This window comes from Actinomadura sp. 9N215 (assembly GCF_044326345.1).
Taxonomy (GTDB): Bacteria; Actinomycetota; Actinomycetes; order Streptosporangiales; family Streptosporangiaceae; genus Spirillospora.
Genome location: NZ_JBIRBA010000029.1, coordinates 99,643 through 123,842, shown reverse-complemented (window position 1 = coordinate 123,842; position 24,200 = coordinate 99,643). Strand labels below are relative to the sequence as shown.

The 24,200-nt window shown below is 70.0% G+C and carries 23 protein-coding genes, 1 tRNA gene and 1 pseudogene; 14 read left to right on the top strand and 11 right to left on the bottom strand.

Features of this window, described 5'->3' with window-relative positions:
- Positions 1-315: 315 nt before the first annotated feature.
- Entirely contained in the window at positions 316-1,176 is an 861-nt protein-coding gene (locus ACH34T_RS36050; protein ID WP_396025453.1) for a slipin family protein, read from the top strand.
- 52 nt (positions 1,177-1,228) lie between these two features.
- Here ACH34T_RS36050 and ACH34T_RS36045 read toward each other — a convergent pair whose 3' ends face one another.
- The 4 genes from ACH34T_RS36045 to ACH34T_RS36030 form a co-directional block, all read right to left on the bottom strand.
- Complete coding sequence (locus tag ACH34T_RS36045; RefSeq protein ID WP_396025452.1) at positions 1,229-2,122, bottom strand: serine/threonine-protein kinase; 894 nt, start codon at positions 2,120-2,122, stop codon at positions 1,229-1,231.
- A 108-nt stretch (positions 2,123-2,230) separates the two neighbouring features.
- Entirely contained in the window at positions 2,231-2,554 is a 324-nt protein-coding gene (locus ACH34T_RS36040; RefSeq protein ID WP_396025451.1) for a GlsB/YeaQ/YmgE family stress response membrane protein, read from the bottom strand.
- 397 nt (positions 2,555-2,951) lie between these two features.
- Positions 2,952-3,800 carry a hypothetical protein gene (locus tag ACH34T_RS36035; protein WP_396025450.1) on the bottom strand — a complete coding sequence of 283 codons (849 nt, stop codon included), beginning with the start codon at positions 3,798-3,800 and terminating at the stop codon, positions 2,952-2,954.
- Positions 3,801-4,209: 409 nt separating this feature from the next.
- Positions 4,210-4,569, bottom strand: coding sequence for a hypothetical protein (locus ACH34T_RS36030; protein ID WP_396025449.1), 360 nt, complete (start codon positions 4,567-4,569; stop codon positions 4,210-4,212).
- Between the two features lie 794 nt (positions 4,570-5,363).
- Between ACH34T_RS36030 and ACH34T_RS36025 the strand changes: the two genes are divergently transcribed.
- Positions 5,364-5,537, top strand: a complete 174-nt coding sequence (locus ACH34T_RS36025) for a hypothetical protein (protein ID WP_396025448.1) — start codon at positions 5,364-5,366, stop codon at positions 5,535-5,537.
- 204 nt (positions 5,538-5,741) lie between these two features.
- Positions 5,742-5,933 carry a hypothetical protein gene (locus tag ACH34T_RS36020; RefSeq protein WP_396025447.1) on the top strand — a complete coding sequence of 64 codons (192 nt, stop codon included), beginning with the start codon at positions 5,742-5,744 and terminating at the stop codon, positions 5,931-5,933.
- A gap of 176 nt (positions 5,934-6,109) precedes the next feature.
- On the opposite strand, the gene ACH34T_RS36015 is transcribed toward ACH34T_RS36020, so the two are convergent.
- The 3 genes from ACH34T_RS36015 to ACH34T_RS36005 all read right to left on the bottom strand — a co-directional run bounded on the left by ACH34T_RS36015 (position 6,110) and on the right by ACH34T_RS36005 (position 8,392).
- Positions 6,110-7,255, bottom strand: a complete 1,146-nt coding sequence (locus ACH34T_RS36015; protein WP_396025446.1) for a YbhN family protein — start codon at positions 7,253-7,255, stop codon at positions 6,110-6,112.
- A 139-nt stretch (positions 7,256-7,394) separates the two neighbouring features.
- Positions 7,395-7,883 carry a DUF6328 family protein gene (locus ACH34T_RS36010; protein WP_396025445.1) on the bottom strand — a complete coding sequence of 163 codons (489 nt, stop codon included), beginning with the start codon at positions 7,881-7,883 and terminating at the stop codon, positions 7,395-7,397.
- Between the two features lie 185 nt (positions 7,884-8,068).
- Complete coding sequence (locus ACH34T_RS36005; RefSeq protein WP_396025444.1) at positions 8,069-8,392, bottom strand: GlsB/YeaQ/YmgE family stress response membrane protein; 324 nt, start codon at positions 8,390-8,392, stop codon at positions 8,069-8,071.
- Positions 8,393-8,827: 435 nt separating this feature from the next.
- Here ACH34T_RS36005 and ACH34T_RS36000 point away from each other — a divergent pair, with 435 nt between their 5' ends.
- Complete coding sequence (locus tag ACH34T_RS36000) at positions 8,828-10,030, top strand: acyl-CoA desaturase (RefSeq protein WP_396025443.1); 1,203 nt, start codon at positions 8,828-8,830, stop codon at positions 10,028-10,030.
- A 458-nt stretch (positions 10,031-10,488) separates the two neighbouring features.
- On the opposite strand, the gene ACH34T_RS35995 is transcribed toward ACH34T_RS36000, so the two are convergent.
- Positions 10,489-10,869, bottom strand: coding sequence for a hypothetical protein (locus ACH34T_RS35995; RefSeq protein WP_396025442.1), 381 nt, complete (start codon positions 10,867-10,869; stop codon positions 10,489-10,491).
- A gap of 281 nt (positions 10,870-11,150) precedes the next feature.
- Between ACH34T_RS35995 and ACH34T_RS35990 the strand changes: the two genes are divergently transcribed.
- The 5 genes and pseudogenes from ACH34T_RS35990 to ACH34T_RS35970 all read left to right on the top strand — a co-directional run bounded on the left by ACH34T_RS35990 (position 11,151) and on the right by ACH34T_RS35970 (position 13,924).
- The gene (locus ACH34T_RS35990; RefSeq protein WP_396025441.1) at positions 11,151-11,906 is read left to right on the top strand and encodes a phytanoyl-CoA dioxygenase family protein; all 756 of its coding nucleotides are present in this window, start codon (positions 11,151-11,153) and stop codon (positions 11,904-11,906) included.
- Positions 11,907-11,970: 64 nt separating this feature from the next.
- Positions 11,971-12,423 (top strand): 4-hydroxyphenylacetate 3-hydroxylase N-terminal domain-containing protein, encoded by a 453-nt coding sequence (locus ACH34T_RS35985; RefSeq protein ID WP_396025440.1) that lies wholly within the window; start codon positions 11,971-11,973, stop codon positions 12,421-12,423.
- Positions 12,420-12,839, top strand: a pseudogene (locus tag ACH34T_RS35980) (4-hydroxyphenylacetate 3-hydroxylase C-terminal domain-containing protein); the annotation flags it as partial. The gene ACH34T_RS35985 and the pseudogene ACH34T_RS35980, both read left to right, overlap by 4 nt.
- A gap of 181 nt (positions 12,840-13,020) precedes the next feature.
- Positions 13,021-13,368, top strand: a complete 348-nt coding sequence (locus ACH34T_RS35975) for a cupin domain-containing protein (protein ID WP_396025439.1) — start codon at positions 13,021-13,023, stop codon at positions 13,366-13,368.
- A 22-nt stretch (positions 13,369-13,390) separates the two neighbouring features.
- A complete protein-coding gene (locus tag ACH34T_RS35970) occupies positions 13,391-13,924 on the top strand; it encodes a flavin reductase family protein (RefSeq protein WP_396025438.1) in 534 nt (177 codons plus the stop codon).
- Positions 13,925-13,957: 33 nt separating this feature from the next.
- On the opposite strand, the gene ACH34T_RS35965 is transcribed toward ACH34T_RS35970, so the two are convergent.
- Entirely contained in the window at positions 13,958-14,116 is a 159-nt protein-coding gene (locus tag ACH34T_RS35965; RefSeq protein WP_396025460.1) for a hypothetical protein, read from the bottom strand.
- Here ACH34T_RS35965 and ACH34T_RS35960 point away from each other — a divergent pair.
- Positions 14,052-15,629 (top strand): recombinase family protein, encoded by a 1,578-nt coding sequence (locus ACH34T_RS35960; protein ID WP_396025437.1) that lies wholly within the window; start codon positions 14,052-14,054, stop codon positions 15,627-15,629. The two genes, ACH34T_RS35965 and ACH34T_RS35960, sit on opposite strands and share 65 nt — an antisense overlap.
- Before the next feature lie 22 nt (positions 15,630-15,651).
- On the opposite strand, the gene ACH34T_RS35955 is transcribed toward ACH34T_RS35960, so the two are convergent.
- A tRNA-Leu gene (locus ACH34T_RS35955) sits at positions 15,652-15,737 on the bottom strand.
- 116 nt (positions 15,738-15,853) lie between these two features.
- Between ACH34T_RS35955 and ACH34T_RS35950 the strand changes: the two genes are divergently transcribed.
- The 3 genes from ACH34T_RS35950 (at position 15,854) to ACH34T_RS35940 (ending at position 20,528) form a co-directional block, all read left to right on the top strand.
- The gene (locus tag ACH34T_RS35950) at positions 15,854-17,164 is read left to right on the top strand and encodes a M20/M25/M40 family metallo-hydrolase (protein WP_396025436.1); all 1,311 of its coding nucleotides are present in this window, start codon (positions 15,854-15,856) and stop codon (positions 17,162-17,164) included.
- Between the two features lie 79 nt (positions 17,165-17,243).
- Positions 17,244-17,924 (top strand): hypothetical protein, encoded by a 681-nt coding sequence (locus ACH34T_RS35945; protein WP_396025435.1) that lies wholly within the window; start codon positions 17,244-17,246, stop codon positions 17,922-17,924.
- Positions 17,925-18,068: 144 nt separating this feature from the next.
- Positions 18,069-20,528, top strand: a complete 2,460-nt coding sequence (locus tag ACH34T_RS35940) for a chaplin family protein (RefSeq protein WP_396025434.1) — start codon at positions 18,069-18,071, stop codon at positions 20,526-20,528.
- A 529-nt stretch (positions 20,529-21,057) separates the two neighbouring features.
- Here the strand turns inward: ACH34T_RS35940 and ACH34T_RS35935 are convergent.
- Positions 21,058-21,243, bottom strand: coding sequence for a DUF5703 family protein (locus ACH34T_RS35935; RefSeq protein WP_396025433.1), 186 nt, complete (start codon positions 21,241-21,243; stop codon positions 21,058-21,060).
- A 254-nt stretch (positions 21,244-21,497) separates the two neighbouring features.
- Here ACH34T_RS35935 and topA point away from each other — a divergent pair, with 254 nt between their 5' ends.
- The gene (gene topA, locus ACH34T_RS35930) at positions 21,498-24,194 is read left to right on the top strand and encodes a type I DNA topoisomerase (RefSeq protein WP_396025432.1); all 2,697 of its coding nucleotides are present in this window, start codon (positions 21,498-21,500) and stop codon (positions 24,192-24,194) included.
- Positions 24,195-24,200 lie beyond the last annotated feature (6 nt).

The following is a 24,200-nucleotide window of genomic DNA, read 5'->3' as shown; positions in this document are numbered from 1 at the left end:
CTGGCGCCCGCTCACCGGCCCGGTCTCGTTCTACCCCTGGTCGATCCTGTGGCGCGCTTCCGACGACTCCGATCACGTACATGCCGTCGTCACCTGCGCCCGGAACATGTCCGAACGGCTCGGCTGGTTGGCCGCCGCGGACCAGACGACCAGCTGAACATCACCGATCGGCCCCCGCCCGCTCACGGTGATCGGCCGAGGTGATCGGTTCGACGGGTATCGGCGGTATCCCCGGACGGCCCTAGGGGATTGGCTGAAACCGGAGTCCTCCACACGCCTGTTCAGGCTCGGGCCTCCACAAGAACGGAGCGTCCGATGGGAACCTTGATCGTCGTGCTCGTGGTCGTGGCGTTGGTGGCGCTGTTGCTGCTCGCGCTGGCGGTGCGGATCGTCAAGCAGTACGAGAAGGGGGTGCTGTTCCGGCTCGGGCGGGTCCGGGGGCGTCCGGGAGCCGGGCTGCGGTTGATCATTCCGGTGGTGGACGTGATGCGGCGGGTGACGCTGCGGATCGTCACGATGCCGATCCAGTCGCAGGGCATCATCAGCCGCGACAACGTCAGCGTGGACGTGTCGGCGGTGGCCTACTACCGGGTGGCCGACGCGGTGAAGTCGGTGGTGGCGATCGAGAACGTCCGCGCCGCGATCGACCAGATCGCCCAGACCACGTTGCGCAAGGTGGTCGGGCAGCACACCCTGGACCAGACGCTGTCGGAGACCGACCGCATCAACGCCGACATCCGCGAGATCCTCGACGTCACCACCGTCGAATGGGGCGTGGAGGTGAGCCTGGTGGAACTGAAGGACATCCAGCTCCCCGAGACCATGAAGCGCGCCATGGCCAAGCAGGCCGAGGCCGAGCGGGAGAAGCGCGCCAAGATCATCAGTGCGGAGGGCGAGTCGATGGCCGCCGCCGCCCTCGGCGACGCCTCGGACACGATGATGGCCCACCCCCTGGCGCTGCAACTGCGGAACCTGCAGAGCCTGGTCGAGCTCGGCGTGGACAAGAACAGCACCGTGGTGTTCCCCGCACCGCTGATGACCACCATCGCCGAACTCGGAGCCTTCCTCGCCCGCGAGAAGGCCGCCAGCCTCCCCGCCGTCACCCCGCCCACGCCCAACGGCGCCCCGCAACCCGCCGCGACCACGGTCACGGACCCGCCCACCCCCGCGACCTGAGAAGGGACGCCGCGTACCGGGACCTGCGACGGCAGGGACCGTCAGCGGCCCATCACCCAGGCGTGAACGCGTGCGGTGCACCGGCAATCGGCCGAAGCAGGTCGCACATCACCTGCCCGGCATTGGGACGCCGGTCCGGATCCTTGGCCAGGCACGCCGCCGCCAACGTGCGCAGCCGTCCCGACAGCCGTCCGAGTTCGGGATCCTCGTTGAGGATCCGCTGCATCACGGCCGGGATCGTGTCATCGCCGAACGCGGGTGATCCGTTGGCCGCGTAGGCCATCGTGGTGGCCCAGGCGAACATGTCGGCCGCCGGTCCGGCGCGTTCGCCGAAGAACTGCTCAGGGGCCATGTAGGAGGGCGTGCCGATCACCTGGCTGGTGGCGCTCGTGCCCGCCTCCAGCGCCCGCGCGATCCCGAAGTCGATCACCCGGGGCCCGTCCGGGCCGATCAGCACGTTGGCCGGTTTGAAGTCGCGGTGCACGATGCCGGCATGATGGATGGCCGCCAAGGCGGTGGCCGCGCCCAGCGCCAGCCGGTCCAGCTCACCACCGCGGCGCGGACCCTGACTTCGGACCAGGTCCCGCAGCGAGGGCCCGGCGATGTACTCGCTCGCGATGAAGGGACGCTCACCGTCCACCTCGGCGGCCAGCACGGCGGCGGTGCAAGGGCTCGTCACGCGCCGTGCCGTGGCCGCCTCGTGGACGAACCTTGCCCGCGCTCGCTCGTCATCGCCGCGGCGCATCACCTTGACGGCGACCGGCTCCCCATCGCCGGTCTCGGCGAGATAGACCACGCCCTGGCCGCCCTCGCCCAACCGCCCGAGGATCCGAAAGCCGCCGAGCGATGCCGGGTCGCCGGGTCGCAACGGCTCCATGATGTCCCACTCCCAGTCCTGCCGCGCCGCGTCGCCGTACCGCCGCGGAACACCGCGGACCGGCGCCACCGACGGCGATTCTGGTGGCGCCCGGCATCAGGAACCGCACTTCGCAGAGCCGCGGTCCCGGCTCGCGGGTGACCCGATGGAGATCCGCCACCCGCTACCTAGGCCATGTCATCTACGGCTTGCCCAATTGCCCGAACGCCGACCGGAACGCCGACCGTTCCCGCGCCCGCCGCCGCCGCGCAAGGTGATGAGGTGGTAGGCGAGCAGGAGGACCGCCGATCCTGCGATGGCGGTGATCCAGGTGGAGAGGTCGAAGAATCCCTGGACGCCGTCGACGTCGAACAACCGGGTGGCCAGGAAGCCGCCCAGCAGTGCTCCGGCGACGCCGATCAGCGTGGTGACGATCAACCCTTGGGGGTCTTTGCCGGGGACCAGTGCTCTGGCGATCACACCGGCCACCAGGCCGAGGATGATCCACGCGATGATGCCCATGACCGAACTCCTAGACGAGCCTTGAATCGATGGCTGCCGGGCAACGGTCTTCCGAACCGGGTCGAGGCAGGGGCCCCGTATGTTCCGCAGGAGCGCGGGAACGGGGTTGCTCGTGCGTCCTAAGCCAATCCCGCCCGCGTCAGGGGAGAAACAGCCGATCCGCAAAGAGGTCATCACCGCGACCGATGACCCCGGGGATTCGCCACCAGCCCTAACTGATCGCTGATCACGGTCACCACGTGCTGCTCGGCCAGGCCCTGTACGCGGTGACGGGCCTGGCGTCACGGAAGGGGTCCACAGGCTGATCACCCACCGCGGCTTCACCGCTCGCCGCCGGCTGAAGATCACCCTGGTGCCACGGCCTGCCGGTCAGCCCGGCAGGCCGTGATGGCGGACCTCAGCCGGTGCAGTTGGGTACTGCAGGAGCACTGCCCACGCAGTTGTTCGGGGTGTTGGCGCTGATCGGTGAGTTGGTGGTCGTCATGGTGCCGCCCACCCGGTAGACACCGCCGGCGGTCAGCACCGCGTGGTTGGTGGTCACTGCGGTCTGGGTGAGGGTGGTGGCGGTGGAGTTGATCGCCGCGATGCCGCCGCCCTGCGATCCGGTGTTTCCTTGGACGAACATCGGACTGCCGGAGACGCCTGTGGTGGTGAGGGTTCCCCTGAGGCCGTTGTAGATGCCGCCGCCGCGTAGCAGCGAGGTGTTGCCGGACACCGGGCTTCTGGTGAACGTCGCGGCGGGCGCGGTGCCGGAGGGGGTGTCGGCGTTGGCCAGGCCACCGCCGTTGCCGGTGGCGAAGTTGCCGCTGAGGCTGCTCCTGGTGAGGGTCACCGCGCCGCGGTTGAGGATGGCGCCGCCGTCTCCCACGGCGCTGCCGTTGGTGAGCGCGACCCCTGTGGTGAGGGTGAGCCTGCCGGTGGCGCTGACCTCGATGAGACGGAACGTTTGCAGCGAGGATCGGGTGATGGTCGCCGGGCCCAGCATTTCGATGGGGGTGGTGATGACAGGGAGTCCGTTGGTGAGACCGCCGTGGGGGGAGGTGATGGAGTAAGTACAGCCTGATGCCAGCACGAGTGTGTCGGCGGCCGCGGTGGAGTTGGCCAGATTGACTGCCGTGACGAGCGCGTTCTCACTGCACGCGACGGGGATGTTGCTCGCGTGTGCCGCGGGGGCGAGGGCGACCGCGGTTCCGGTCGCCGTGGTGGCTGCGATGAGCGTCTGGACGAGAGTTCGGACAGGTGGCATGAGGTCTTCTTTCCTGAACAGATAGACAGGACCGGGCGGCGGCGCATCCGCCGGGGATGGACTGGGCAGCCGGGCGAATGCATCGCGCTGGGCAGGACCGCCATGCCTGATCTATTCCGATTCAGGGTCCCGGCTGGTCCGCGACCATGGAGATCACGGTCGCCTTACACCTTCATTGACCAAAATGTAACTGAGTTATTACGCTGTGTATCTATGTGGGAGTCTGCGTTTTGTTTACTGAAAGCGACAGAACTGTTACTTTCCGAGAGGAGGTGAAGTGCGGCGCCGGCACCGCGTCCACGGCGGCCGGGTTCTTTCGACCTACATGGGGTGCCGTGAACGGCCGTGGCGTCCTGCGCTTGCCGAAGAGTACGTCGGTCCGGATACGGCGGGACGAGGGCGTGCACGCTCATGCCGGCCGGTGGCGGGATCCGGGTCTCATCCGGGGTTCGCGGCGGGTCTTGGCGTCCTGGACCTGGTGCATGAGGCCGTCCCGCACCTCGAACAGCGCGGCGGTGACGTCGTGTTCGGCCGATGTCGCCACCAGGCCGGGCCGGCCGGTGATTTCGCAGGTGAGGGTGACCAGGGGGTCGGCGCCCCCGCGGTCTTTGACGCTGAGTTCGAGCTGGATCGCGGCATGCTCGAACGACCGAAGCCGGGTCCAGAGCGGTGTGAAGCACTCGACGATCTGATCGCGTTCGGAATCGGCGAAGCCGGTGCCGAGCCTGAGCCGTCCGGCGATGGCGGCCGACTGCTTGTCAATGGTCACGAGCGTCTCGTTCCCTTCATCGGGACGGCCCTGTGCCTCGGGGCGTTTCGCGCCCGGTCCGTCCGGCATCGCGGGCGGGCCCGCGGTGCGGTCAAGGCGCAGGGACGTGGGCGGCGGAGCTGTTTCTCACAGCACACCGCACCGACGTCGCACCGGACACAGGCGGTTTCAGAACAACTCATCACCAGATGTGGCGGGTGCGATACGCCGCACGCGCGCGGCGCCGGACCGATTCGAGCCCGTGACGGGGCCGGCCGCTTTGACCGAGCCTCTTGCTTCCTACCGGCGCCCGCAGGCAGCCGGACCTGGGGACTCTCATTCGTATCGATGCCCGGCTCAACGGCCGTGCACATCACGCCCACACAACCCATCCACCTCCGGCCCGCCGCCTACCGGACACCCATAACCCGAGTGGGTGCTTTTGATAGTCGCCGCCGCCATCGTCGTGGTCGGCGCGGTCGCCGCGCTGAGCGCGCGGAGGCATCCGTCCCCTGGCCCTGCGGCCCACGACGCCTACCGGGCCGAGTGGACCGGAGCGCGGGGGAACGGTTCGTGGCCGTCCCCGAGGACGCCCGTCCGACGCCGACCAGTGGGCCAGGCGCGTGATGACCGATCGCGGGTACGAGACGCGAGCCTGCCAGCAGCGTGTCGCCGGCCATGATCCACTGCCCGGCGCTGTCGACGCGCTGCTCGCCGACACCGATGAGAGCGCCCAGAACGCCACCGAGGCTGGCGTTGGCCCGCGAAACGCGAGTCGCTCCGATCACTCGACACACCCAGGAGGAGTGCCGGCTATGGCCGATAGATGGCCGATCGGCGCGCTCAACGACGAGATCGTGAACTCGCTCACCACGGCGCTCGATGACCGCGAGCGCAGTCTCGAAAGCGGCTTCGAGAAGGGCGGCACCGAGCGGCTCCGGATCGCCATGCGGCAGTACCGGATGCTGGACCAGATCCTCACTTTCTGAGGCGCCACCCGGTCCGGGCGATCACCTCAGCGGGAAACACGGCGAGGTGACCGCGCGGCGGCGCGACCGCTGTTCGGGGAACGAGATGAACCGTTCTTCGATCAGCGGTTTCCCGCCGTCGCCTTTCTGGGCTCAACTGAACAGGGATCGGCTCTACGGTCACGCGCGAGTTCTCGCGCACCGGCCGTCGCACGGGAGGTACTGATGCTCGCCATCGTCGCCGCCGTCGTGTTCGGGCTGGCGCTGCTCGTCGATCTCGCCGACGTCGATTCGGACGTCTTCACCCTGCAATGGCTGAGCGTGCTCGGACTGCTCCTTTTGTCGCTGCACCTGGCCGGAGTGGGCACGTCCTTCGACTGGCGAAACCGCGGCTCCTACCGCAGACGCCGTCGATGACCCCTGGTCCATCGCAGGCCGTCATGACGGCGGAGGAAGGCTTTCCGCCGGTGACCGGAGGCTCAACTGACACCGGCCACCATGTGGCCCGTCCGCGCCGCGGGTGACATCGCGGTCGTCGTCCAAGCGGGGGAGCTCATTGTGCCTGTTCGGTCTTCGAGCTGTCGCCGGATGGCTCAGTGCCGATGGCCGAGGGCCGTTCGGAGCGGGGGCGTCATGCGCCAGCTGGAGTTGTTCTGCCAGGTGAGGTAGGCGGCGGCGCCGAGCGGGATCGGCAGCAGGTATGTGATCGTTCTGAAGAGGAGGACGGCGGCCGTGGCCTTGGCGGCCGTGGGGCCGTCAAGCCCGGCGCACAACATGCTGGTCAGGGCGAGTTCGACGACGCCGACGCCACCGGGGGTGACGGGCAGGGCCGACAGCAGCCGTACGAATGCGAAGGCGGCCAGGGCCGTCTGCCAGGAGACCTGCGCTTGCGTGACGCCGCCGGCGTACAGGCAGGTGATCAGGACCAGTGCCAGTGACAGGTGCGTCGCGGCCGTGGCCAGGGCGATCCGTTTGCCGCGCGCGGCGAGCAGGGCGCGGGTGTCGCGGCGGAAATCGGTGAGCGCGGGGCCCAGGGGGCCGGGTCGCGGACGGCGGGCCAGCCGGCACGCGACGCCGACCAGGCCTTCGAGGGCGCGCACCATATGCCGCGCGTGCCGGGGATCGCCGCGCAGGACCACGAACAGCCCGGCCCCGCCGCACAGCAGCAGGATCAGCCCCGCGACGGCGCCGGCCGCCAGGCCCGCCGTGGGCTCACCGGTCAGCGCGAGGATCGCCAGCGCCACGACGGGGAGAGCGAGCTTGGCCAGGACGTTGAAGATCCCCGAAACCAGTGTGTAACGCACGTACTCTGCGGTGCCGATGCCCCAGCTCGACAGCATCGTCCAACTCATGCCCAGCGCCGCGGCCTCGCCCGCCGGGACGGTGTTGGCCACCGCGGTCGGCCCGAGGTTGAGCACCGCGGCCTCGCGCAGCCGCAGCGACGGGAGGAGCGACACGATCATGCCCCAGGACACCGTCAGGTTCAGCGCGGCGACGGCCGCGACGAGCGCCGTCTGCCGCCACGACATCGACGTCAGGCCGACCCACGCGCTGTCGTAGGAGCCGAGCCGCGGCAACAGGAACCCGAACACGGCCGCGACGATCACCACCGGCAGCACCGGCCGCAGATACCTCACGGCCCGCCGTTTCGGCGCGGACGCGGTCGCGGGCATGGGCACCGGGTCCAGGCCGCGCCGGACGGCGTCGGCCGCTCGGGAAACGCTGACCGATGTCACCACCCCGGCCTCCCAAGAGCCGGACGGACGAGCACGACCCGGGCCGCCCGCGCCCCCTTTCGAGGCGATCGAGGCGCTGAGCGATCGCGAACGATCCTCCCCCAGGGCCGGTCGTGCGTCCGGGTGATGAAGGTGCCCGATGTCAGGAGTCCTTCGAGCGTTGCAGGACGGGCTGGATGAACCACAGCCAGGCGGCCAGCGCGGCGGTGGCCGCGGCGGTGAGGAGGGGCAGCGGCCCGTCGAACAGGTAGCCGACGACCATGAGGGTCGCCGAGGTCATGGAAACGGCCAGGGCGAGGGTGCCGATCAGGCTGTAGAGGCTCGCGCGGTGCACCAGCGGCTCCTTGAGGCCCTGACGGAACAGGATGCGGTGCTGGGCGACGGGCGCGATGAAGAACACCGACGCGACCGCGGCGGAGGTCAGCGCGAGGTAGTACAGGCCGCGGTCGGAGTCGGCGACCTCGGCGAAGCCGGGCGAGAACGGGACGGTGAGCAGAAAGGCGAACAGCACCTGTACCCCGGTGACCGCGACGCGGACCCCGTGCAGGAGCTCGACGAAATTGCGGTCCGCACGTTCACCGGTGTTCTCCCGCGGCGAGCCCGCCGGGACGGGCGTCTGATCAGCGTTCATCATCGAACCCCTCAGCCGGCGGTCCGGGTGGCCGCGGCGAGCTTGGTGGGCGGGTGGCGTTCATGGATGCACCTTGGAGGACCGCGATTCCGATGGCGACGGGCATCACGCACCGCACTTCAGGGGGCCGGGGCGCCGGACCGCTGATGGCGCGGCCACCGCGGCCGGCTGCAGGGCGAAGCGAGTCATCCGTGGCCGGCCCAACGTCCGGAGCGTCCGCCAGAGCGCCAGCCGTTCTCGCCCCCGCCGCCGCTGCGTGAGGTGACGAGGTGGTAGGCGAGCAGGAGGACCGCCGAGCCTGCGATGGCGGTGATCCAGGTGGAGATGTCGAAGAACCCCTGGACGCCGTCGACGTCGAACAACCGGGTGGCCAGGAAGCCACCCGGCAGCGCTCCGGCAACGCCGATCAGCGTAGTGACGATCAATCCTTGTGGATCCCTGCCCGGCACCAGTGCTTTGGCGATGAACCCGGCCACCAGGCCGAGGCTGACCCAGGCGATGATGCCCATGACCGAACTCCTAGACGGGCATAAATCGCTGACTGCCGGGATCGGTCTTCCGAACCGGTCCAAGCAGCGGCCCGCATGAACGCAGAAATTGCGGCCACCGGGCTCTCGTGTTCGTTCAGCCCTCAGCCAAGCCCGACCGCGCCGCGAGGGCAACAGCCGATCCTCGAACGGCATTTCGCCGCAAGCGATGACCGCCACGGGCGCTGACCGCCCCGGGCCGCGGCGTGCCCGTCCCAGTGAGGCGATCAGCCCCGGTGATGACCTGTGCGCGGATTGCCTGTGTCCCCTGCCGAACCGCCGGTCTTGCCTAGAAGGTGGCGGGCCACTTTGGTGACCGCGCCGATATCCCAGGGCCGTCCGCCGCTCATCGAGCCGCAACTCACCGAGCCGGACGGTCCTGGACCACCAGGCCGACCCGTCCCAGATGAAGGCATCATGACCAGCGTCCAGGCCACCACCACCCGGCCAGCACAACACCAACGCCGCGACCACTACGACGGCCTCTCCCCCTTTCCCACATCCGACACCCCCATACCGCCCCGAAGCGGGGCCCAGAGTGTCCAGGCAGTCCTGACCGGGGCGATCGCGGTGGCGCCGGTGGCCGCGCTGGTGGCGGGGGCGTGGCTGGCCTGGGGGTACGCCGTCACCCTCACCGATGTCGCGCTGGCTCTCGCGTTGTACGTGGTGACGGGTCTGGGCGTGACCGTGGGGTTCCATCGGCTGATCACCCATCGGAGTTTCACCGCGCGCCGGTGGCTGAAGGTGGGGCTGGCCGTCGCGGGGTCGATGAGCTTCCAGGGCAGCGTGCTGGACTGGGTCGCGACCCATCGCCGCCATCACGCGTTCACCGACCGCCCGGGCGATCCGCACTCCCCGTACCGGTACGGGGCCGGGGCCGTCGGGCAATTGCGCGGTGTGGCGCACGCGCATGTGGGGTGGATGTTCCGCAACGACCCCACGGCGGTCGGACACTATGCCCCCGACCTGCGCGCCGACCCGGCGATGGTGCGGGTCGGGCGGGCCTTTCCGGCGCTGTGCGCGGTGTCGCTGACGCTGCCGTTCGCGGTCGGGTGGGCGGTCACCGGCACCTGGTACGGCGGCGTCACCGCGTTCGTGTGGGCCGGACTGATCCGCGTCGCGCTACTCCAGCACGTCACCTGGAGCATCAACTCGTTGTGCCACCTGATCGGCGCGCACCCGCATCCGACGCGACGGCACGACCGCTCAACCGATCTTTGGCCGCTGGCCCTGCCCTCGTTCGGGGAGAGCTGGCACAACGGCCACCACTCCGACCCCTCCTGCGCCCGGCACGGCCGAGAGCGGGGGCAGATCGACCTGTCGGCCGAACTCATCCGGCTGTTCGAACACCTCGGCTGGGCCACCAACGTGCACTGGCCCGACACCGGACGCCGAACCCAGCACCCCCGCACGAACCTCCACCTCGACCACGACAGCGCCGCACACCACAACCAATCGCGCCCGGCCCCATCCATCACGCCGCCGACTCCGCGAACTGATGACCGACTCCTCACGGGCGAGCCAGGACTCAGCAGACGCGCACGCACAGGCCCCGCCGCACCTCGCGGTGCCCGCCAGCACCGCCAGGCCGGAGCGCCAAGGCGCGGCTCTCACCGCTGATCTGCGAGCACATCAACCACTGATCTGGACACAATGCCGAAGCGTTCATGCGGCTGAGCGAGCGGTTCCTTCTGCCCTGCGGATGGCGGACGGCGGGGTCAGCTCTCCGGATGGTCCGGTCGGACAGGCTCGCTGGGCTCGGCGAATAGGTCGCAGATCTGACTGGAGCCGGCGGAGTGCCATTCAACCTTGCCAGGCCGGCCGCGCTCGACCGCGTCCTTGATCAGCTGCTGCTCGACCACAAGGCGTGCCCGCAGCCGTAGTGCGTACTCGCTGGCGGTGAAGAACTTTGGGCGCCGCAGGTAGGTCGCCCTCGCAGGTGCCTTCAGTCGGGGTGCGCAGGCAGTGGCCGAGTTCGGTCTTGAAGAAAGTTGGTCTTCAGCCAGTCCAGGGTTTCCTGGGCCGGTACGACCGGGACCACGCTGACAAGCTCGCCGAGGACGCCGTGGAGATCCAGTTCAGCGCACGCCGCTGGACGGGGAACCACTGCGTGCGGTGGCGCGGGGCGGCAACGACGCAGCGACGTGGGCGACCGGCTCATCCAGCCGCGGCTTGAGTTGCCTGTGCCGTTCCTCCGCCTCCGGGACGTCCACTCCCAGGATCGCGGCGATTTGCTCCCAACCCATGGCCGCCGCCTGCGCAGTGTCCAGCAGCCGTGCTTCGGCCTGGTCGGTTTCAAGGCTGACCGCTTCCAGCAGCACCAGCGCCGCGGCCACCTCCAAGAGCTCGGGTTGCACGCCGGTGCCGACCTGGGCCGCCTGAGAGGCGGCGATGACCGCGCCGATGGCGGCATCGTCGGGCATCGGATGCCGCCTGGCCTCCCACATCACCGCATCCACGCCGGCAGCGTGAAGAGACGTCAGGTGAGCGCGCGCAGCGTGCACCTGCGCGGGCACCGGAACCGGCAGAACGGTAGCCGGGGCAGGAGTTCACCGGCTGTCGCGGGAGCCAATCGGAGGGATGCTGGCGATGTCGCCCTGCGGCCTTCAAGGAGTCCTGAGCGCTGGTGTGTCGATGACCGAGCCGGCGCCGCGGAAAATCTGATCGCCGTGCGGGGCGGGCCTGGGCCCATAATGCTGCGGGTCGGCTGATTCCGCTGGTTTGATCCTGGGAGGCGGGCATGGATGGCACGGATCTGCGGGAGCGCTTCGCCCAGGACGGGTTCGTACGGCTTGCGGCCGGCTTTCCGGCCGGGGCGGCGGAGGCGATGGCCGGGGCGGTCTGGGCCGAGTTGGAGCGCCGGCACGGCATTGTGCGGGAGCGGCGGTCCACATGGACCGTGGCCGATCCCCGCGGCCTGGGCGCGCTACGCAGGCGGGGCGTCTTCGACGCCATGGCCACTGGCGAGGTGACGACCGCGATCGGGCAGTTGCTGGGTCATGGGTCGTGGCCCCGGCCGGGCGCTTGGGGCGTGCCGCTGGTGACCTTCCCGACACCGGGCACGTGGGACGTGCCGTCCAGCGGCTGGCACATTGACTACCCGGCGCGGGCGGCGTTGACGCTGAAGTGGCTGGGCTACCTCGCGCCCGTCGGCGAGCACGGCGGCGGCACGGTCGTGCTGGCCGGTTCGCACCGGCTGGTCGAGCGGTTCCTGAACGAGGCCGATCCGGCTGATCCAGGCCGCTCGCCGGCGGTGCGCGACGCGGTCTTCGGATCCGATCCCTGGCTGCGAGACGTCCTGCGCCCGGAAGAGGCTGGCGGGCGCTTTGAACGGTTGATGCGGGGGACGACGATCGCAGGCGTCCCGGTCCGCGTGGTGGAGCTGACCGGGCGGCCCGGCGACGTGGTCTTCTTGCATCCGCACCTGTTCCACGCCCCGGCCGCCAACCGTTCGGCAGCCCCCCGCCTCATGATCACCGGCGGCCTCGACGGCTAACGCCCTCCCGCCACCGCGCGTAGGCACCTCGCCGGCGGCGCGGTCATGTACGCGCGTTGCGGCGATGGAACAGAACGGCGCCGGCGGCCATCGCGGCGGTGGCGTAAGCGGCGAGGACGCCCAGGCCGGCGTCGTCGAGGAGCGTCCGGACGGGATCGTGGTGCGCGGCGCGCAGATGCTCGCCACCGGCGCGGCCGTCGCCGACGAGATCTTCATCTCGTGCATCAAGCCGCTGACGCCGGACGACCGCGACTTCGCCGTCGGGTTCACCGTCCCGGTCTCGGCGGACGGGCTGAAGCTGTACTGCCGCCGCCCGTACGCGACCACCGGCAGCCCCTACGACTACCCGCTGTCCACGCGCTACGACGAGACCGACGCGCTCGTCGTCCTGGACGACGTGTTCGTGCCCTGGGAGCGGGTGTTCGTCGACCGGGACGTGGACGGCCTGCGCCGCCAGTTCTTCACACAGGCGCGCACGTCCTCGGCAACTGGCAGGCCCAGATCCGGTTCACGGTGAAGCTGCGCTTCATCGCCGGGCTCGCCGGAAAGATCGCCGACGTCAACGGCGTCGGCCGGATCCCGGGCGTCCAGGAGAAACTCGGCGAACTGGCCGGGCTGGCGTCGCTGGTCGAGTCCGCCGTCCTCGCCGCCGAGTACCGCGCCGCACCCGACGCGAACGGCATGTGGCGGCCGGACGCCCGCGCCGTCTACGGCGCGATGGGCCTGCAAGCCGAGCTGTACCCGCGCGTCCTGGCGATCCTGCGCGACCTCGCGGGCGGGGGAATACTGCAACTGCCGTCCAGCGTCGCCGACCTGCACAATCCCGCGACGCGCGCCGACATCGACCGGTACGTCCAGTCGCCCGGGGTCGAGGCCGTCGAACGGGTGAAGCTGTTCAAGCTCGTCTGGGACGCGATCGGATCGGAGTTCGCGGGCCGCCACCACCAATACGAGATGTTCTACGCCGGCGCCCCGTTCGTCGCGAAGGCTACGCCTACCGCAACTTCGGCTACGACCAGGCCATCGCGGACGTCGACGCCTTCCTGGCCGGCTACACCGACACCGCCAAGACCGGAACCGACACCTCCGCCGCCTGACCCGCCTGGAGACCACCATGGCCAAGCCCGAACACGAGTTCTTCCCCGCCGACAAGATCGGCTTCACCCCGTGCGAGGGGCACGTTCCACAGCTCACCGAGCGCATCCTCGCCGCGGACGCCGTGTCCGGCGTGGCGACCCGGATGCTGCGCTTCGAACCCGGCACCGACACCACCCCCAACGGCGTCCAGGCGCACGACTTCTGGGAGGAGGTCTACATCCTCGAAGGATCGATCACCGACCTGCGGCTCGGGGAGACGTTCACCGCCGGGATGTACGCCTGCCGCCCGCCCGGCATGGAACACGGGCCGTGGCGCAGCGACGACGGATGCCTCACCTTCGAGGTCCGCTACCGCGTCCAATGAGCGCCTATCGAAAGGCACCGCCATGTCCGCAATCGCAGGCCCCATGGGCCGTGTCGTAGATCCGGCGACGATGCGCCGCGTGATGGGCCGCTTCGCCACCGGGGCGGCCGTCATCACCGCGCTGGACGGGCGCGGCGACCCGCACGGGATGACCCTCAACTCACTGACCTCGGTCTCTCTGGAGCCGCCGATCCTGCTGGTCTGCTTCAGCGCCCGCGCCCGCACCGCCGTCGCGGTCGCCGAGTCCGGACGGTTCGCCGTGTCGATCCTCGCCGCCCGCCAGGAGCCCATCGCGCTGCGGTTCGCCGGACGCGGCGAGGATCACTTCGCCGGCCTGCCGCTGGCCTACGGCGAGCACGACGTCCCGGTCGTCCCGGACGCGCTCGCGCACCTCGAATGCACCGTCGACCGCAGTGTCACGGCCGGCGACCACGTCGTGGTGTTCGGCGCCGTGGAACGAACCTGCGACCGGGACGGTCCACCGCTAGCCTTCCTCGGCGGCCGCTTCGGCGACTTCACCGGCAGAGGCCACCAGGCCCAGTCCTGGTTCTTCTGACCGAATACCTCCCGGCCTTCGTCCACCCAGCCACTACCGGCGATCTGGGTGCCGAACTCCTCGATAGAGAAGACCCTCGGCGGCGGCGACCTTCCGCATTACGGTCGGCGCGGCCATCAGCGCGACCATGTCGCCGATGGTCACCGGCACGTCCGCGTGGGTCCGAACCTTGATCGTCTTATCGCTGGCCATGGAGAGATCTTTCCCGGTTTGGCGTCATGGCGGCTGGCCCGGCTCGTCGGAGGAGGTGGCCGAGGCGGCGAGTAAGGGAGTGCCAGTGACGGGTGCAGCAGGTGCGGTGCGGCGGCGGGATGTTGCGGCGTTCGGGGATCGGATCGGTCGGGCAAGGTGGAAGACGCCGCGCCCTGCGAAGGATCCGGCGGCCTCGCCGGGGTTGCGGTTTGCGTTCTATGGGCGGATGTCGACGATGGAGTATCAGGATCGGGCGTCGTCGTTCGGCTGGCAGCGTGAGGCTGCCGAGCAGCTCGTCGCGGGCCGGGGTGTGATCGTGGCCGAGTTCTTCGATGCGGGATGTTCACGGAGGTTGCCGTGGGCGCAGCGCCCGCAGGCTGCCGCGTTGCTGTCGGCGCTGGCCGATCCAGAGCGCCGGTTGGATGCAGTGGTGGTCGGCGAGTACGAGCGGGCGTTCTCCGGCGATCAGTTCATCGAGATGGCGCCGCTGTTGCAGCGGCTTGGCGTGCAGGTATGGCTTCCTGAGGCCGGTGGGCTGGTGGAGCCCGGCAGTCTGGAACATCAGGTCCTGATGAGACTGCTGGGCGCGCAATCGCAGCGGGAGGTGTTGCGGTCTCGGCATCGGGTGCTGGCGGCCATGCGGGCCCAGGCGTGTGAGCAAGGCCGGTTCATGGGAGGCCGGCCGCCGTATGGGTACCGGTTGGTCGATGCGGGTCCGCATCCGAACCGGGTGCACGCGGAGTGGGGGCGGCGGCTGCGCCGCCTCGGCGTTGATCCGGTCACCGGGCGGCACGTCCGGTGGATCTTCGCGCGCCGGTTGGAGGGGTGGAGCATGACCGGGATCGCGCGTGCCCTCAACGAGCGGGGCGTGCCGTGCCCGTCCCATATTGATCCTGAGCGCAACAGGCATCGCAGCGGCGAGGCGTGGACGCTGGGCACGGTCGCGGCGATCTTGGGGAACCCGCGCTACACCGGGCGCCAGGTGTGGAACCGACAGCGAACCGATCGCGACACGGCCGGGGCTGGCGGTGGACGAGGAGGTGCGGTGCGGCGTTGGAATCCGGTGGAGGAGTGGGTGATCTCCGAGCAGGCCCTCCACCCTGCACTGGTCAGTGACGAGGACTTTCTGGCCGCGCAGACTGTCCGTGCCGCCAGGCCCACGAGGGATGGCGAGTGCCGTGTCTATGCGCTGGCGGGGTCGGTGGTGTGCGGAATCTGTACGCGGCGGATGGACTCGCACTGGGCCAACGGCCGCGCGGGGTATCGGTGCCGCCACGGTCACACCAGCGCTAAGCTCCGCAAGCCGGATCAGCCGAGGAATCTCTACGTGCGTGAGGACCGGCTGCTCGCCGTCCTCCCTGGGCTTCTCGCCAGCTTCGACCGCAGCCTGCAGGATGCCGGGCCGGGCGAGATCGCGCTCTTCCTGCGCGCCAACAATCTGAAGGTCGTTTGTGACCGCTCGCGTTGGGCCATCAGCGAAGAAATGGGACTGGTACCCCTGAGCCCTTCTTGATGAGCCTCATGGGGTAATTCTGTGTCCGAGGGGGGACTTGAACCCCCATGCCCCGTGAAGGGCACTAGCACCTCAAGCTAGCGCGTCTGCCTATTCCGCCACCCGGACCGGTTGCAGGCCGCAGCGCGGCTGCGGCGGGGTTCACCATACCAAAGGTGACGAGTCGCGGCGAAGTCGATCGGCGGGCACCATGGGACGGTACGCGAGGACGGGAGGGGAGCGCCGTGGTCCAGTTGCCGACCGCTGAGGACGAGGTCGTAGGGCTCTGCCAGGAGTTGATCCGGATCGATACCAGCAACCCGGGCGATCACTCGGGGCCCGGGGAGCGGGCGGCGGCCGAGTATGTCGCGGAGCGGCTTGAGGAGGTCGGGCTGGAGGCGCGGATCTTCGAGTCGTACCCGGGGCGGGCGAGTCTGGTGGCGAGGGTCGAGGGGGAGGACCCGGGGCGGGACGCGTTGTTGCTGCACGGGCATCTGGACGTCGTGCCGGCCCGGAAGGAGGACTGGACGCGGGATCCGTTCGGCGGAGAGATCGCGGACGGGTGCGTCTGGGGACGCGGGGCCGTGGACATGAAGGACATGGACGCGATGATCCTCGCGGTGGTGCGGCAGCGGTTGCGGGAAGGTCGGCGGCCGCCGCGGGATGTGGTGCTGGCGTTTCTGGCCGATGAGGAGGCCGGGGGCAACTGGGGGGCGCAGTGGCTGGTGCGGGAGCATCCGGAGCTGTTCGAGGGGTGCACCGAGGCCGTGGGGGAGGTCGGCGGGTTCAGCCTGACGGTGCCGGGAGACCGGCGGTTGTACCTCATCGAGACGGCGGAGAAGGGCATCGCGTGGATGAACCTGACCGCCAAGGGGACGGCGGGGCACGGGTCGATGGTCCATCCGGACAACGCGGTGACGGCGGTGGCGGCGGCGGTCGGGAGGCTCGGGTCGCATGAGTTCCCGGTGCGGTTGACGAAGTCGGTGCGGGCGTTCCTGGAGCGGGCGTGCATGGCGTACGGGGTGGAGTTCGATCCGGAGCGTCCGGAGGAGTGCCTGGAGAAGATCGGGCCGCTGGCGCGGATGATCGGGGCGACGCTGAAGAATACGCTCAACCCGACGCGGCTGGACGCCGGATATAAGACGAATGTCATTCCGCAGAGCGCCACGGCACAGGTCGACGGACGGTTTTTGCCCGGCCATGAGGACGAGTTCTTCGCGGTCGTGGACGAACTTCTCGGGCCGGACGTCCAGCGCGATTTCGTCCATCATGACCATGCGCTGGAGACGGACTATGAGGGCGCGCTCGTCGCGGCGATGGAGGCGGCGCTGACCTCGGAGGACGCGGGTGCGCTGCCGGTCCCGTACTGCCTGAGCGGCGGGACGGACGCCAAGGCGTTCGCGCGGCTGGGAATGCGGTGCTTCGGCTTCTCGCCGCTGAAATTGCCCCCAGAGTTGGACTTTTCCGGAATGTTCCATGGGGTCGACGAGCGCGTTCCGGTGGACGGTCTGCGCTTCGGTGTGCGGGTCCTTGACGCATTTCTCGACCGGTCCTGAATTTGCCGCTACCAATGCGCTCCGTGGTGCTACCATTACTGTTCGTTGAGGACGATCTGGTCGCAACGGAGGTTGATCGGTGGCAGGTGACGCGGCGCGGGCCGGGGCGATCGTCGTCCTCCCGCGTCGCGTCGCGACCGCCGGCAGGATTGTCCGGCAGCTGCTCGTCCTCGGCGGACTGCTGATCGCAGGCTGGCTCCTCGGTTGCGCCGCGCAGTCGGCGCACGCCGACGAGATGCCCGCGACGCCGCCGCGCGTGGTCGCGGAGGCGTCCGTGCTCGGACACGCGGTCCACGCCGCGACCGACCCTCGGCCCATGCCTTCTGTTGTGCGGGCCGTGGTGGAGCAACCGCCGCCAGAGGCGAAGCAGGAGGAACGGGTGACGCGTGACGCGGCGCCTCTTCCGAAGGTTTCCGAGGGCATGCATGAAGCGGGCGACGCGGCAGGGACGAATGCCGTGCCGGCGTCGCGGCCGCATCTGCGAACGCATGGGGTCGAGGCCGCGCAGACGGCCTTGGCGACCGGCGATCAGGTGACGCAGCGGACCGTCCGGCGGCATCCGGTGCCGACGCGGGCGCCGGAGCGGCCCAACGATCACTCCGTGGCCGGCGGTCTCGCCATGCCCGGCATGACCGCGGGTTTCCCGAGCGTCATTGCATGGGCGCCGGCCCCGTCGCGGGCCCCGCTCTCGCGCGCCTTCGGCGCGGCGCCCCCGGCCGTCCGCACCGCCGCGGACGAGCCGTCCTTCGCGCCCGACTGATCACTGATCACTGACTCCGGGCAGCGCCCATCCCCCTTGGGGCCCTGCCCGGGACCTGCCATGCCCTCCGCGCGGCAGGTCGTCCCCCGACGAGACCCACTTGATCGTGCGTCTCGATCCCCCCACTTCACTGAACGGAGCATCATGCGAACGTGGGCAAAGGGAACATCCCGGGCCGCGGTGCTCACCGCGGGCTTTGTCGCCCTCGGTGTCAGCGCCATCCCGGCCAATGCCTTCGCCGACACCACGGACGGCGGCGGAAGCGTCCTCGGCGGCAACCAGATCGACGCGCCGATCTCCGCGCCCGTTGAGGCGAGCGGCAACGGCGCGTCCCTGATCGGCAGCTCGTACGGCATCTCCCAGGGCGGCGCCAAGGTCCACAAGCGGGCCGAGGGCGGCGGGCGGACGACGTCCGGCACGGGCGGCGCCGCCTCCGGGAACCAGGTCAACGCGCCCGTCGCCGCGCCGGTGAACGTCTGCGGCAACGGCGCCGCCGTGCTCGGACGCGCGGACGCGGGTTGCGACGGCGGCGCCAAGGTCGAGGACGGCGGCACGAGCGGCCAGATCACCGACGGGACGGGCGGCGTCATCGCCGGCAACCAGCTGAACGCGCCGATCTCCATTCCCGTCAACGTGTGCGGCAACGCGGTGGCGGTCGTCGGCGACACGGTGGCCGGCTGCGACGGCGGCTCCCTCGTCAAGAACGGCGGACAGACCGGGTCCGGACAGGAGACGTCCGGCCTCTTCGGTGTCGGCAGCGGGAATCAGGCCGCCCTGCCGATCAGCGCGCCCGTCGACGTGTGCGGGAACGCGGTCGGCAACGCGGCGGCGTCCTGCGCGGGCGGCGCGTCCGTCCGCGACGGCGGCCACCGGACGGGCAGGCAGATCAGCGACGGCGCATTCGGTGTGATCGCGGGCAACCAGGGCAACGCCCCGATCAGCATCCCGCTGACCGTCTGCGGCAACGCGGCCGCTCTGGCCGGGGAGGCCGCCGCGTTCTGCGAGGGCGGCGTCCACGTGCGCAGCAGCTCCGGCGGCGATCAGTACACGTCCGGGATCGGCGGCGTCCTCGCAGGCAACCAGGGAAACGCACCGGTCACGGCCCCTGCGGCCGCGTGCGGCAACGCCGCCGCCGTCATCGGCCTCGCCGCCGCCCTGTGCGAAGGCGGCCCGGGCCATGACGACCCCTACCCTCACCATCGGACGGCCGGCGCCGGTGAGCCACTCCCGCTGAACCCGGCCCCGCTGAGCAAGGGCGCTGCCGTCCTGCCCATCCTGCCCAAGGTCCCGCCGTCCGGCCCCGTGACCCTTCCGCAGACCGACGACCTGCCCGCGACCACCGGACTGCCCAAGGTGGACGGCCTGAACAGCGTCGCTTCCTCGAAGGCGCAGCACCGTACGGGCGAACTTCCCGGTGCCGTGACCGTCCCGGACACCAAGTCCCTCAAGGGCGCCGACCTGGTCAAGGTCGTCCCCGGCACGAGCACGATGCCCAGTGGTGAAGGGACGCCGGTGGCGGTCTCGCTGCTCGGCGCGCGAAACCTCCCGGGCGACACCGTCCTGCCCGGCACGAACGACCGTCACTCTCCGAACGGTGTCCCCACCGCGGACGGCCTACTCAAAACCAATGACCTACCCAAGCCGGACGGCCTCCCCAAGGTGAGCGGACCGTCCGAACTGGAGGGCCTGCCCAACACGGACGCCCTACTCAAGGACCACGGCCTGCCGACGACGACCGTCCTCCCCAACCCGGAAGGCCTCCCCAAGCCGGTTGAGCTGCCCAAGGCGGACGTGTTGCCCAAGGCGGATGAGCTGTCCAACGTGGATGGGTTGCCCAAGCTGCTCAAGACGGACGGGTTGCCCAAGGTGGACGGGCTGCTCAAGGAGTGCGGTCTGCCGATGGCGGGCGGCGTGCCTGGGACGGGCCGTCAGGCTCCGGCGACCGTGCTGCCTGTGCAGGACGCCTCCCTGCCCCAGGTGGACGGCCCGCGCGGTGTGGACGGACCGGGCAAGGGTGGGCTGCCCGCGACGACGGAGGGACTGCTCGCGAAGGGTGGGCTCCCCAAGGTCCCCGAGGTGAAGGGGGTGCCCGCGGTCGATGGGGTGCCCTCGCTGGCCGGGATCGGCGGGCTGCCGCCGGTCAAGGGGGGCTCTCAGCGGGGCGGGAGCATGGCGCCGCTTGGCGCTGGGTCGCCCCTGAACACCAAGGGGCTGCCGGGTGCTGGAGGCATCGCGGACACGTCCGGCATTGCGGGCGGCGGGTCCCGGCCAGTCGACGTGGTGCCGAGGGCGTCGCTGCCGGTGGCGAAGAAGATTCCCGGTGTGCCGGGTGGGGACGTCCTGCCGGCGAAGCCGGTCGTCCCGACGCTCAAGACGGTGACCGCTGGGCTGCCGGACGCGACCGGTGTCGGCTCCGAAGGGCCGGTGTCCGAGGTCGTCCCGGGGGCGGGGGAGCTCGGGCCTGTCCAGCAGGTCGCGGCGGACGGGACGATCACGGACAGCGCCGAGGCCGGGGCGATGTGGACGCTCGTCGTGTCCGGGATGCTGGCCGCCGTGTCCGGGGCGCTGGCGCTGGCCCGCCGGATCCGCCTAGCCCGCCACTGAGCCCATGACCCGTGAGCCCATGACCCCATGAGCGCGTGAGTCCGGTGGATCGTTCGGGCCCTGCGGGCACGTGGCTCCGTGGATCCGTGAGCCGGTGGCCCTGTGGGCCCGTGAGCGCGTGAGCCCAGTGAGCCGTTTGAGCCGTTTGGGCCTGTGAGCCCGCGAGGCGGTGGGTCCGCGAGCCGGTGGGTCTTTGGGCCCGTGAGCCCGTGGCCCGGTGGCCCCGTGGCCCCGTGGGCCGGTGGGGTCGTGGGTGATGTGGTTGGTCGGTGGTTCTTGGATTCTGGTGCAGCCGGTGGGCTTGTTGTTGGTCGGTCGGTGAGTTGGGTGTGCGGCCGGGTGTGGTCGTGAGGACGCTTTGCCCGTCCCGGGAGGCGCGGTCCGGGGCGGGCGAAGCCTTGTCAAGCGAGCGCTCGCCTTCACCATGCGTCAATTGGGACGTACGTAGTGCTACACTCCCGGACGGACCGCCAGTATCGGCCGAGTCAAACTCGACGCCTGATCGGTGGTGGGTGGGGCTGGAGGACGGTCAGAACGTCCGGACGACGCGGATGACCTTGCGGCGGAGCTGAATACGGCGGCGGCCGTCCGGGTAGAGGCGCAACCGATCGATTTCCCAGCCGCCGCGCTCTGCGTGCTCGGTCAGGATCTGCCGGGCCGTATCACGCGTGGTGCCGCGCGGCAGCGACAGGACGAGGTAGGTGTACTCCACCATTGCGACCATTATTACTTGGTCTACCGGCGGCGCGGCACCGTACCGTGGCGACCCGGTCCGCACGGTCTCCGGCGGCATGTCATCCTGTCTGGGGCGTGCGGCGGTGAGAATCCCGTTCGTCCACGGGTCGGAGCGACGATGGTGGGGCGGCCGGAGCGACCGGCGGGCATGAACGCGCCGTCCGGCGACGTTGTACGAAGTCTGTAAGAGAGCAGCCTGTTCAAAGAAGACAAGACAGCGAGGTTGGAGCGACTGTGCCAGCCAAGAACGGCACCGCGAACAGTGGCCGGGGCAACGGCGCCGGTACCCGTCTGGTGATCGTCGAGTCGCCCGCGAAGGCGAAGACGATCGCGGGGTACCTGGGGCGCGGCTACATCGTGGAGTCCAGTATCGGCCATATCCGGGACCTCCCGGGCAGCGCCTCGGAGGTGCCGGCCAAGTACAAGGGCGAGCCGTGGGCCAAGCTCGGCGTGAACGTCGAGCGCGAGTTCGAGCCGCTGTACGTCGTCAACTCCGACAAGCGGCAGCAGGTCCAGAAGCTGAAGAAGCTGCTGGCCGAGGCCGACGAGCTCTACCTCGCGACGGACGAGGACCGGGAGGGCGAGGCGATCGCCTGGCACCTCCAGGAGGTCCTCCAGCCGAAGGTGCCGGTGCACCGGATGGTCTTCAACGAGATCACCAAGGACGCGATCCAGCGCGCCGCCGCGAATCCGCGCGAGCTGAACATGCCGCTGGTGAACGCGCAGGAGACGCGCCGCGTCCTGGACCGCCTCTACGGGTACGAGGTCAGCCCCGTCCTGTGGAAGAAGGTCATGCCGAAGCTGTCGGCGGGCCGCGTGCAGTCCGTGGCGACGCGGCTGGTGGTGGAGCGGGAGCGGGAGCGGATCGCGTTCGTCCCGGCCCACTACTGGGACATCGCGGCCCAGTTCGACACCGGCAAGGACGACGAGCCGAAGGTGTTCAAGGCCGGGCTCGTGTCTGTGGACGGCAAGCGCGTCGCGCAGGGCCGGGACTTCGCGTCCGACGGCACCCTGAAGACGAGGGACGCGCTGCACCTCGACGAGCCCGCCGCGCGCGCTCTGGCCGAGCGGCTCCGGGACAGGCCGTACGAGGTCAAGTCCGTCGAGCGCAAGCCGTACACCCGCCGCCCGTATCCCCCGTTCCGGACGACGACCCTCCAGCAGGAGGCGAGCCGGAAGCTGAACTACTCCGCCAAGTACACGATGTCGGTCGCGCAGAAGCTGTACGAGAACGGCTTCATCACGTACATGCGAACCGACTCGATCACGCTGTCGGAGACGGCGATCACGGCGGCGCGGCGGCAGGCGGCGTCGCTGTTCGGCGGCGAGTACGTGCCGGACAAGCCGCGCGTCTACGCGTCCAAGGTGAAGAACGCGCAGGAGGCGCACGAGGCGATCCGACCGGCGGGCGACACGTTCCGGACGCCGGCGGAGACGGGCCTGTCGGGCGACCAGTTCCGGCTGTACGAGCTGATCTGGAAGCGGACGATCGCGTCCCAGATGAAGGACGCGACCGGCCAGTCGGTGTCGATCCGCGTGACCGGGCTGTCGACGCAGAACGAGCGGGCGGAGTTCGGCGCGACCGGTAAGACGATCACGTTCTACGGGTTCCTGAAGGCGTACGTGGAGAGCGCGGACGACCCGTCCACCGACCGGGACGACCAGGAGCGGCGCCTGCCGAACCTGGCCGAGCACGACCCGCTGACCGCCACGGCCGTGGACGCGGAGGGACACTCGACCCGTCCGCCGGCCCGCTACACCGAGGCGAGCCTGGTGAAGGAGCTGGAGGAGCGGGAGATCGGGCGCCCGTCCACGTACGCCTCGATCATCGGGACGATCCTGGCCCGCGAGTACGTGTTCAAGAAGGGCACGGCGCTGGTCCCGTCGTTCCTGGCGTTCGCCGTGGTGAACCTGCTGGAGCAGCACTTCGGCAACCTGGTCGACTACGACTTCACCGCGCACATGGAGGACGGTCTCGACGAGATCGCCCGCGGCGAGGCGGAGCGCGTCCGCTGGCTGACCCGGTTCTACTTCGGCGATGACGGCGAGGAAGGGCTGAAGGAGCTGGTTGGCGACATCGGCGACATCGACGCCAAGGGCATCAGCTCGTTCCCGATCAAGGACTCCGACATCATGGTGCGGGTCGGCCGGTACGGCTCGTACCTCGACCGGGACGGCGAGCGCGCCAACATCCCGGACGACATCGCCCCGGACGAGCTGACCGCCGAGAAGGCCGAGGAGCTGCTGGCGCAGCCGTCCGGCGACCGGGAGCTCGGCACGGACCCGGCGACCGGGCACACGATCGTCGCCAAGTCGGGACGGTTCGGCCCGTACGTCACCGAGATCCTCCCCGAACAGGCCCCGCCCGCCGAGGGCGAGAAGAAGAAGCGGACGAAGAAGGCGGACGTCGCGAAGCCGCGCACCGGTTCCCTCTTCAAGTCGATGACGCTCGACACGGTCACGCTCGACGACGCGCTGAAGCTGCTGTCGCTGCCGCGCACGCTCGGCGAGCTGGACGGCGAGCCGGTGACCGCCCAGAACGGACGTTTCGGCCCGTACATCAAGAGGGGCACCGACAGCCGTTCGCTCGGCTCGGAGGACGACCTGTTCACCGTCACGCTGGAGCAGGCGAAGGAGCTGTTCGCGCAGCCGAAGCAGCGCGGACGCCGGTCCGCGTCCGCCGCGCCGCTGCGTGAGCTGGGCAAGGACCCGTCCAGCGAGAAGCCGGTCGTGGTGAAGGAGGGGCGTTTCGGCCCGTACGTCACCGACGGCGAGACGAACGCGAGCCTGCGCAAGGGCGACGAGGTCGAGTCGATCACCATCCAGCGCGCCGCGGAGCTGCTCGCGGAGCGCCGTGAGAAGGTGGCCGCGGGCGGCGGTAAGAAGAAGACGGCAACGCGCCGTCGAACCTCCGCAAAGTCCGGCTCCTAGGGACAT

Excerpts from the sequence above, each read along its gene's own strand:
- ACH34T_RS36050 (WP_396025453.1), top strand. The coding sequence starts at position 316 with ATGGGAACCTTGATCGTCGTGCTCGTGGTCGTGGCGTTGGTGGCGCTG.
- ACH34T_RS36040 (WP_396025451.1), bottom strand. The coding sequence starts at position 2,554 with ATGGGCATCATCGCGTGGATCATCCTCGGCCTGGTGGCCGGTGTGATC.
- ACH34T_RS36035 (WP_396025450.1), bottom strand. The coding sequence starts at position 3,800 with ATGCCACCTGTCCGAACTCTCGTCCAGACGCTCATCGCAGCCACCACG.
- ACH34T_RS36025 (WP_396025448.1), top strand. The coding sequence starts at position 5,364 with ATGGCCGATAGATGGCCGATCGGCGCGCTCAACGACGAGATCGTGAAC.
- ACH34T_RS36020 (WP_396025447.1), top strand. The coding sequence starts at position 5,742 with ATGCTCGCCATCGTCGCCGCCGTCGTGTTCGGGCTGGCGCTGCTCGTC.
- ACH34T_RS36010 (WP_396025445.1), bottom strand. The coding sequence starts at position 7,883 with ATGAACGCTGATCAGACGCCCGTCCCGGCGGGCTCGCCGCGGGAGAAC.
- ACH34T_RS36005 (WP_396025444.1), bottom strand. The coding sequence starts at position 8,392 with ATGGGCATCATCGCCTGGGTCAGCCTCGGCCTGGTGGCCGGGTTCATC.
- ACH34T_RS36000 (WP_396025443.1), top strand. The coding sequence starts at position 8,828 with ATGACCAGCGTCCAGGCCACCACCACCCGGCCAGCACAACACCAACGC.
- ACH34T_RS35990 (WP_396025441.1), top strand. The coding sequence starts at position 11,151 with ATGGATGGCACGGATCTGCGGGAGCGCTTCGCCCAGGACGGGTTCGTA.
- ACH34T_RS35985 (WP_396025440.1), top strand. The coding sequence starts at position 11,971 with ATGGAACAGAACGGCGCCGGCGGCCATCGCGGCGGTGGCGTAAGCGGC.
- ACH34T_RS35975 (WP_396025439.1), top strand. The coding sequence starts at position 13,021 with ATGGCCAAGCCCGAACACGAGTTCTTCCCCGCCGACAAGATCGGCTTC.
- ACH34T_RS35970 (WP_396025438.1), top strand. The coding sequence starts at position 13,391 with ATGTCCGCAATCGCAGGCCCCATGGGCCGTGTCGTAGATCCGGCGACG.
- ACH34T_RS35960 (WP_396025437.1), top strand. The coding sequence starts at position 14,052 with ATGTCGCCGATGGTCACCGGCACGTCCGCGTGGGTCCGAACCTTGATC.
- ACH34T_RS35965 (WP_396025460.1), bottom strand. The coding sequence starts at position 14,116 with ATGGCCAGCGATAAGACGATCAAGGTTCGGACCCACGCGGACGTGCCG.
- ACH34T_RS35940 (WP_396025434.1), top strand. The coding sequence starts at position 18,069 with ATGCGAACGTGGGCAAAGGGAACATCCCGGGCCGCGGTGCTCACCGCG.
- ACH34T_RS35935 (WP_396025433.1), bottom strand. The coding sequence starts at position 21,243 with ATGGTGGAGTACACCTACCTCGTCCTGTCGCTGCCGCGCGGCACCACG.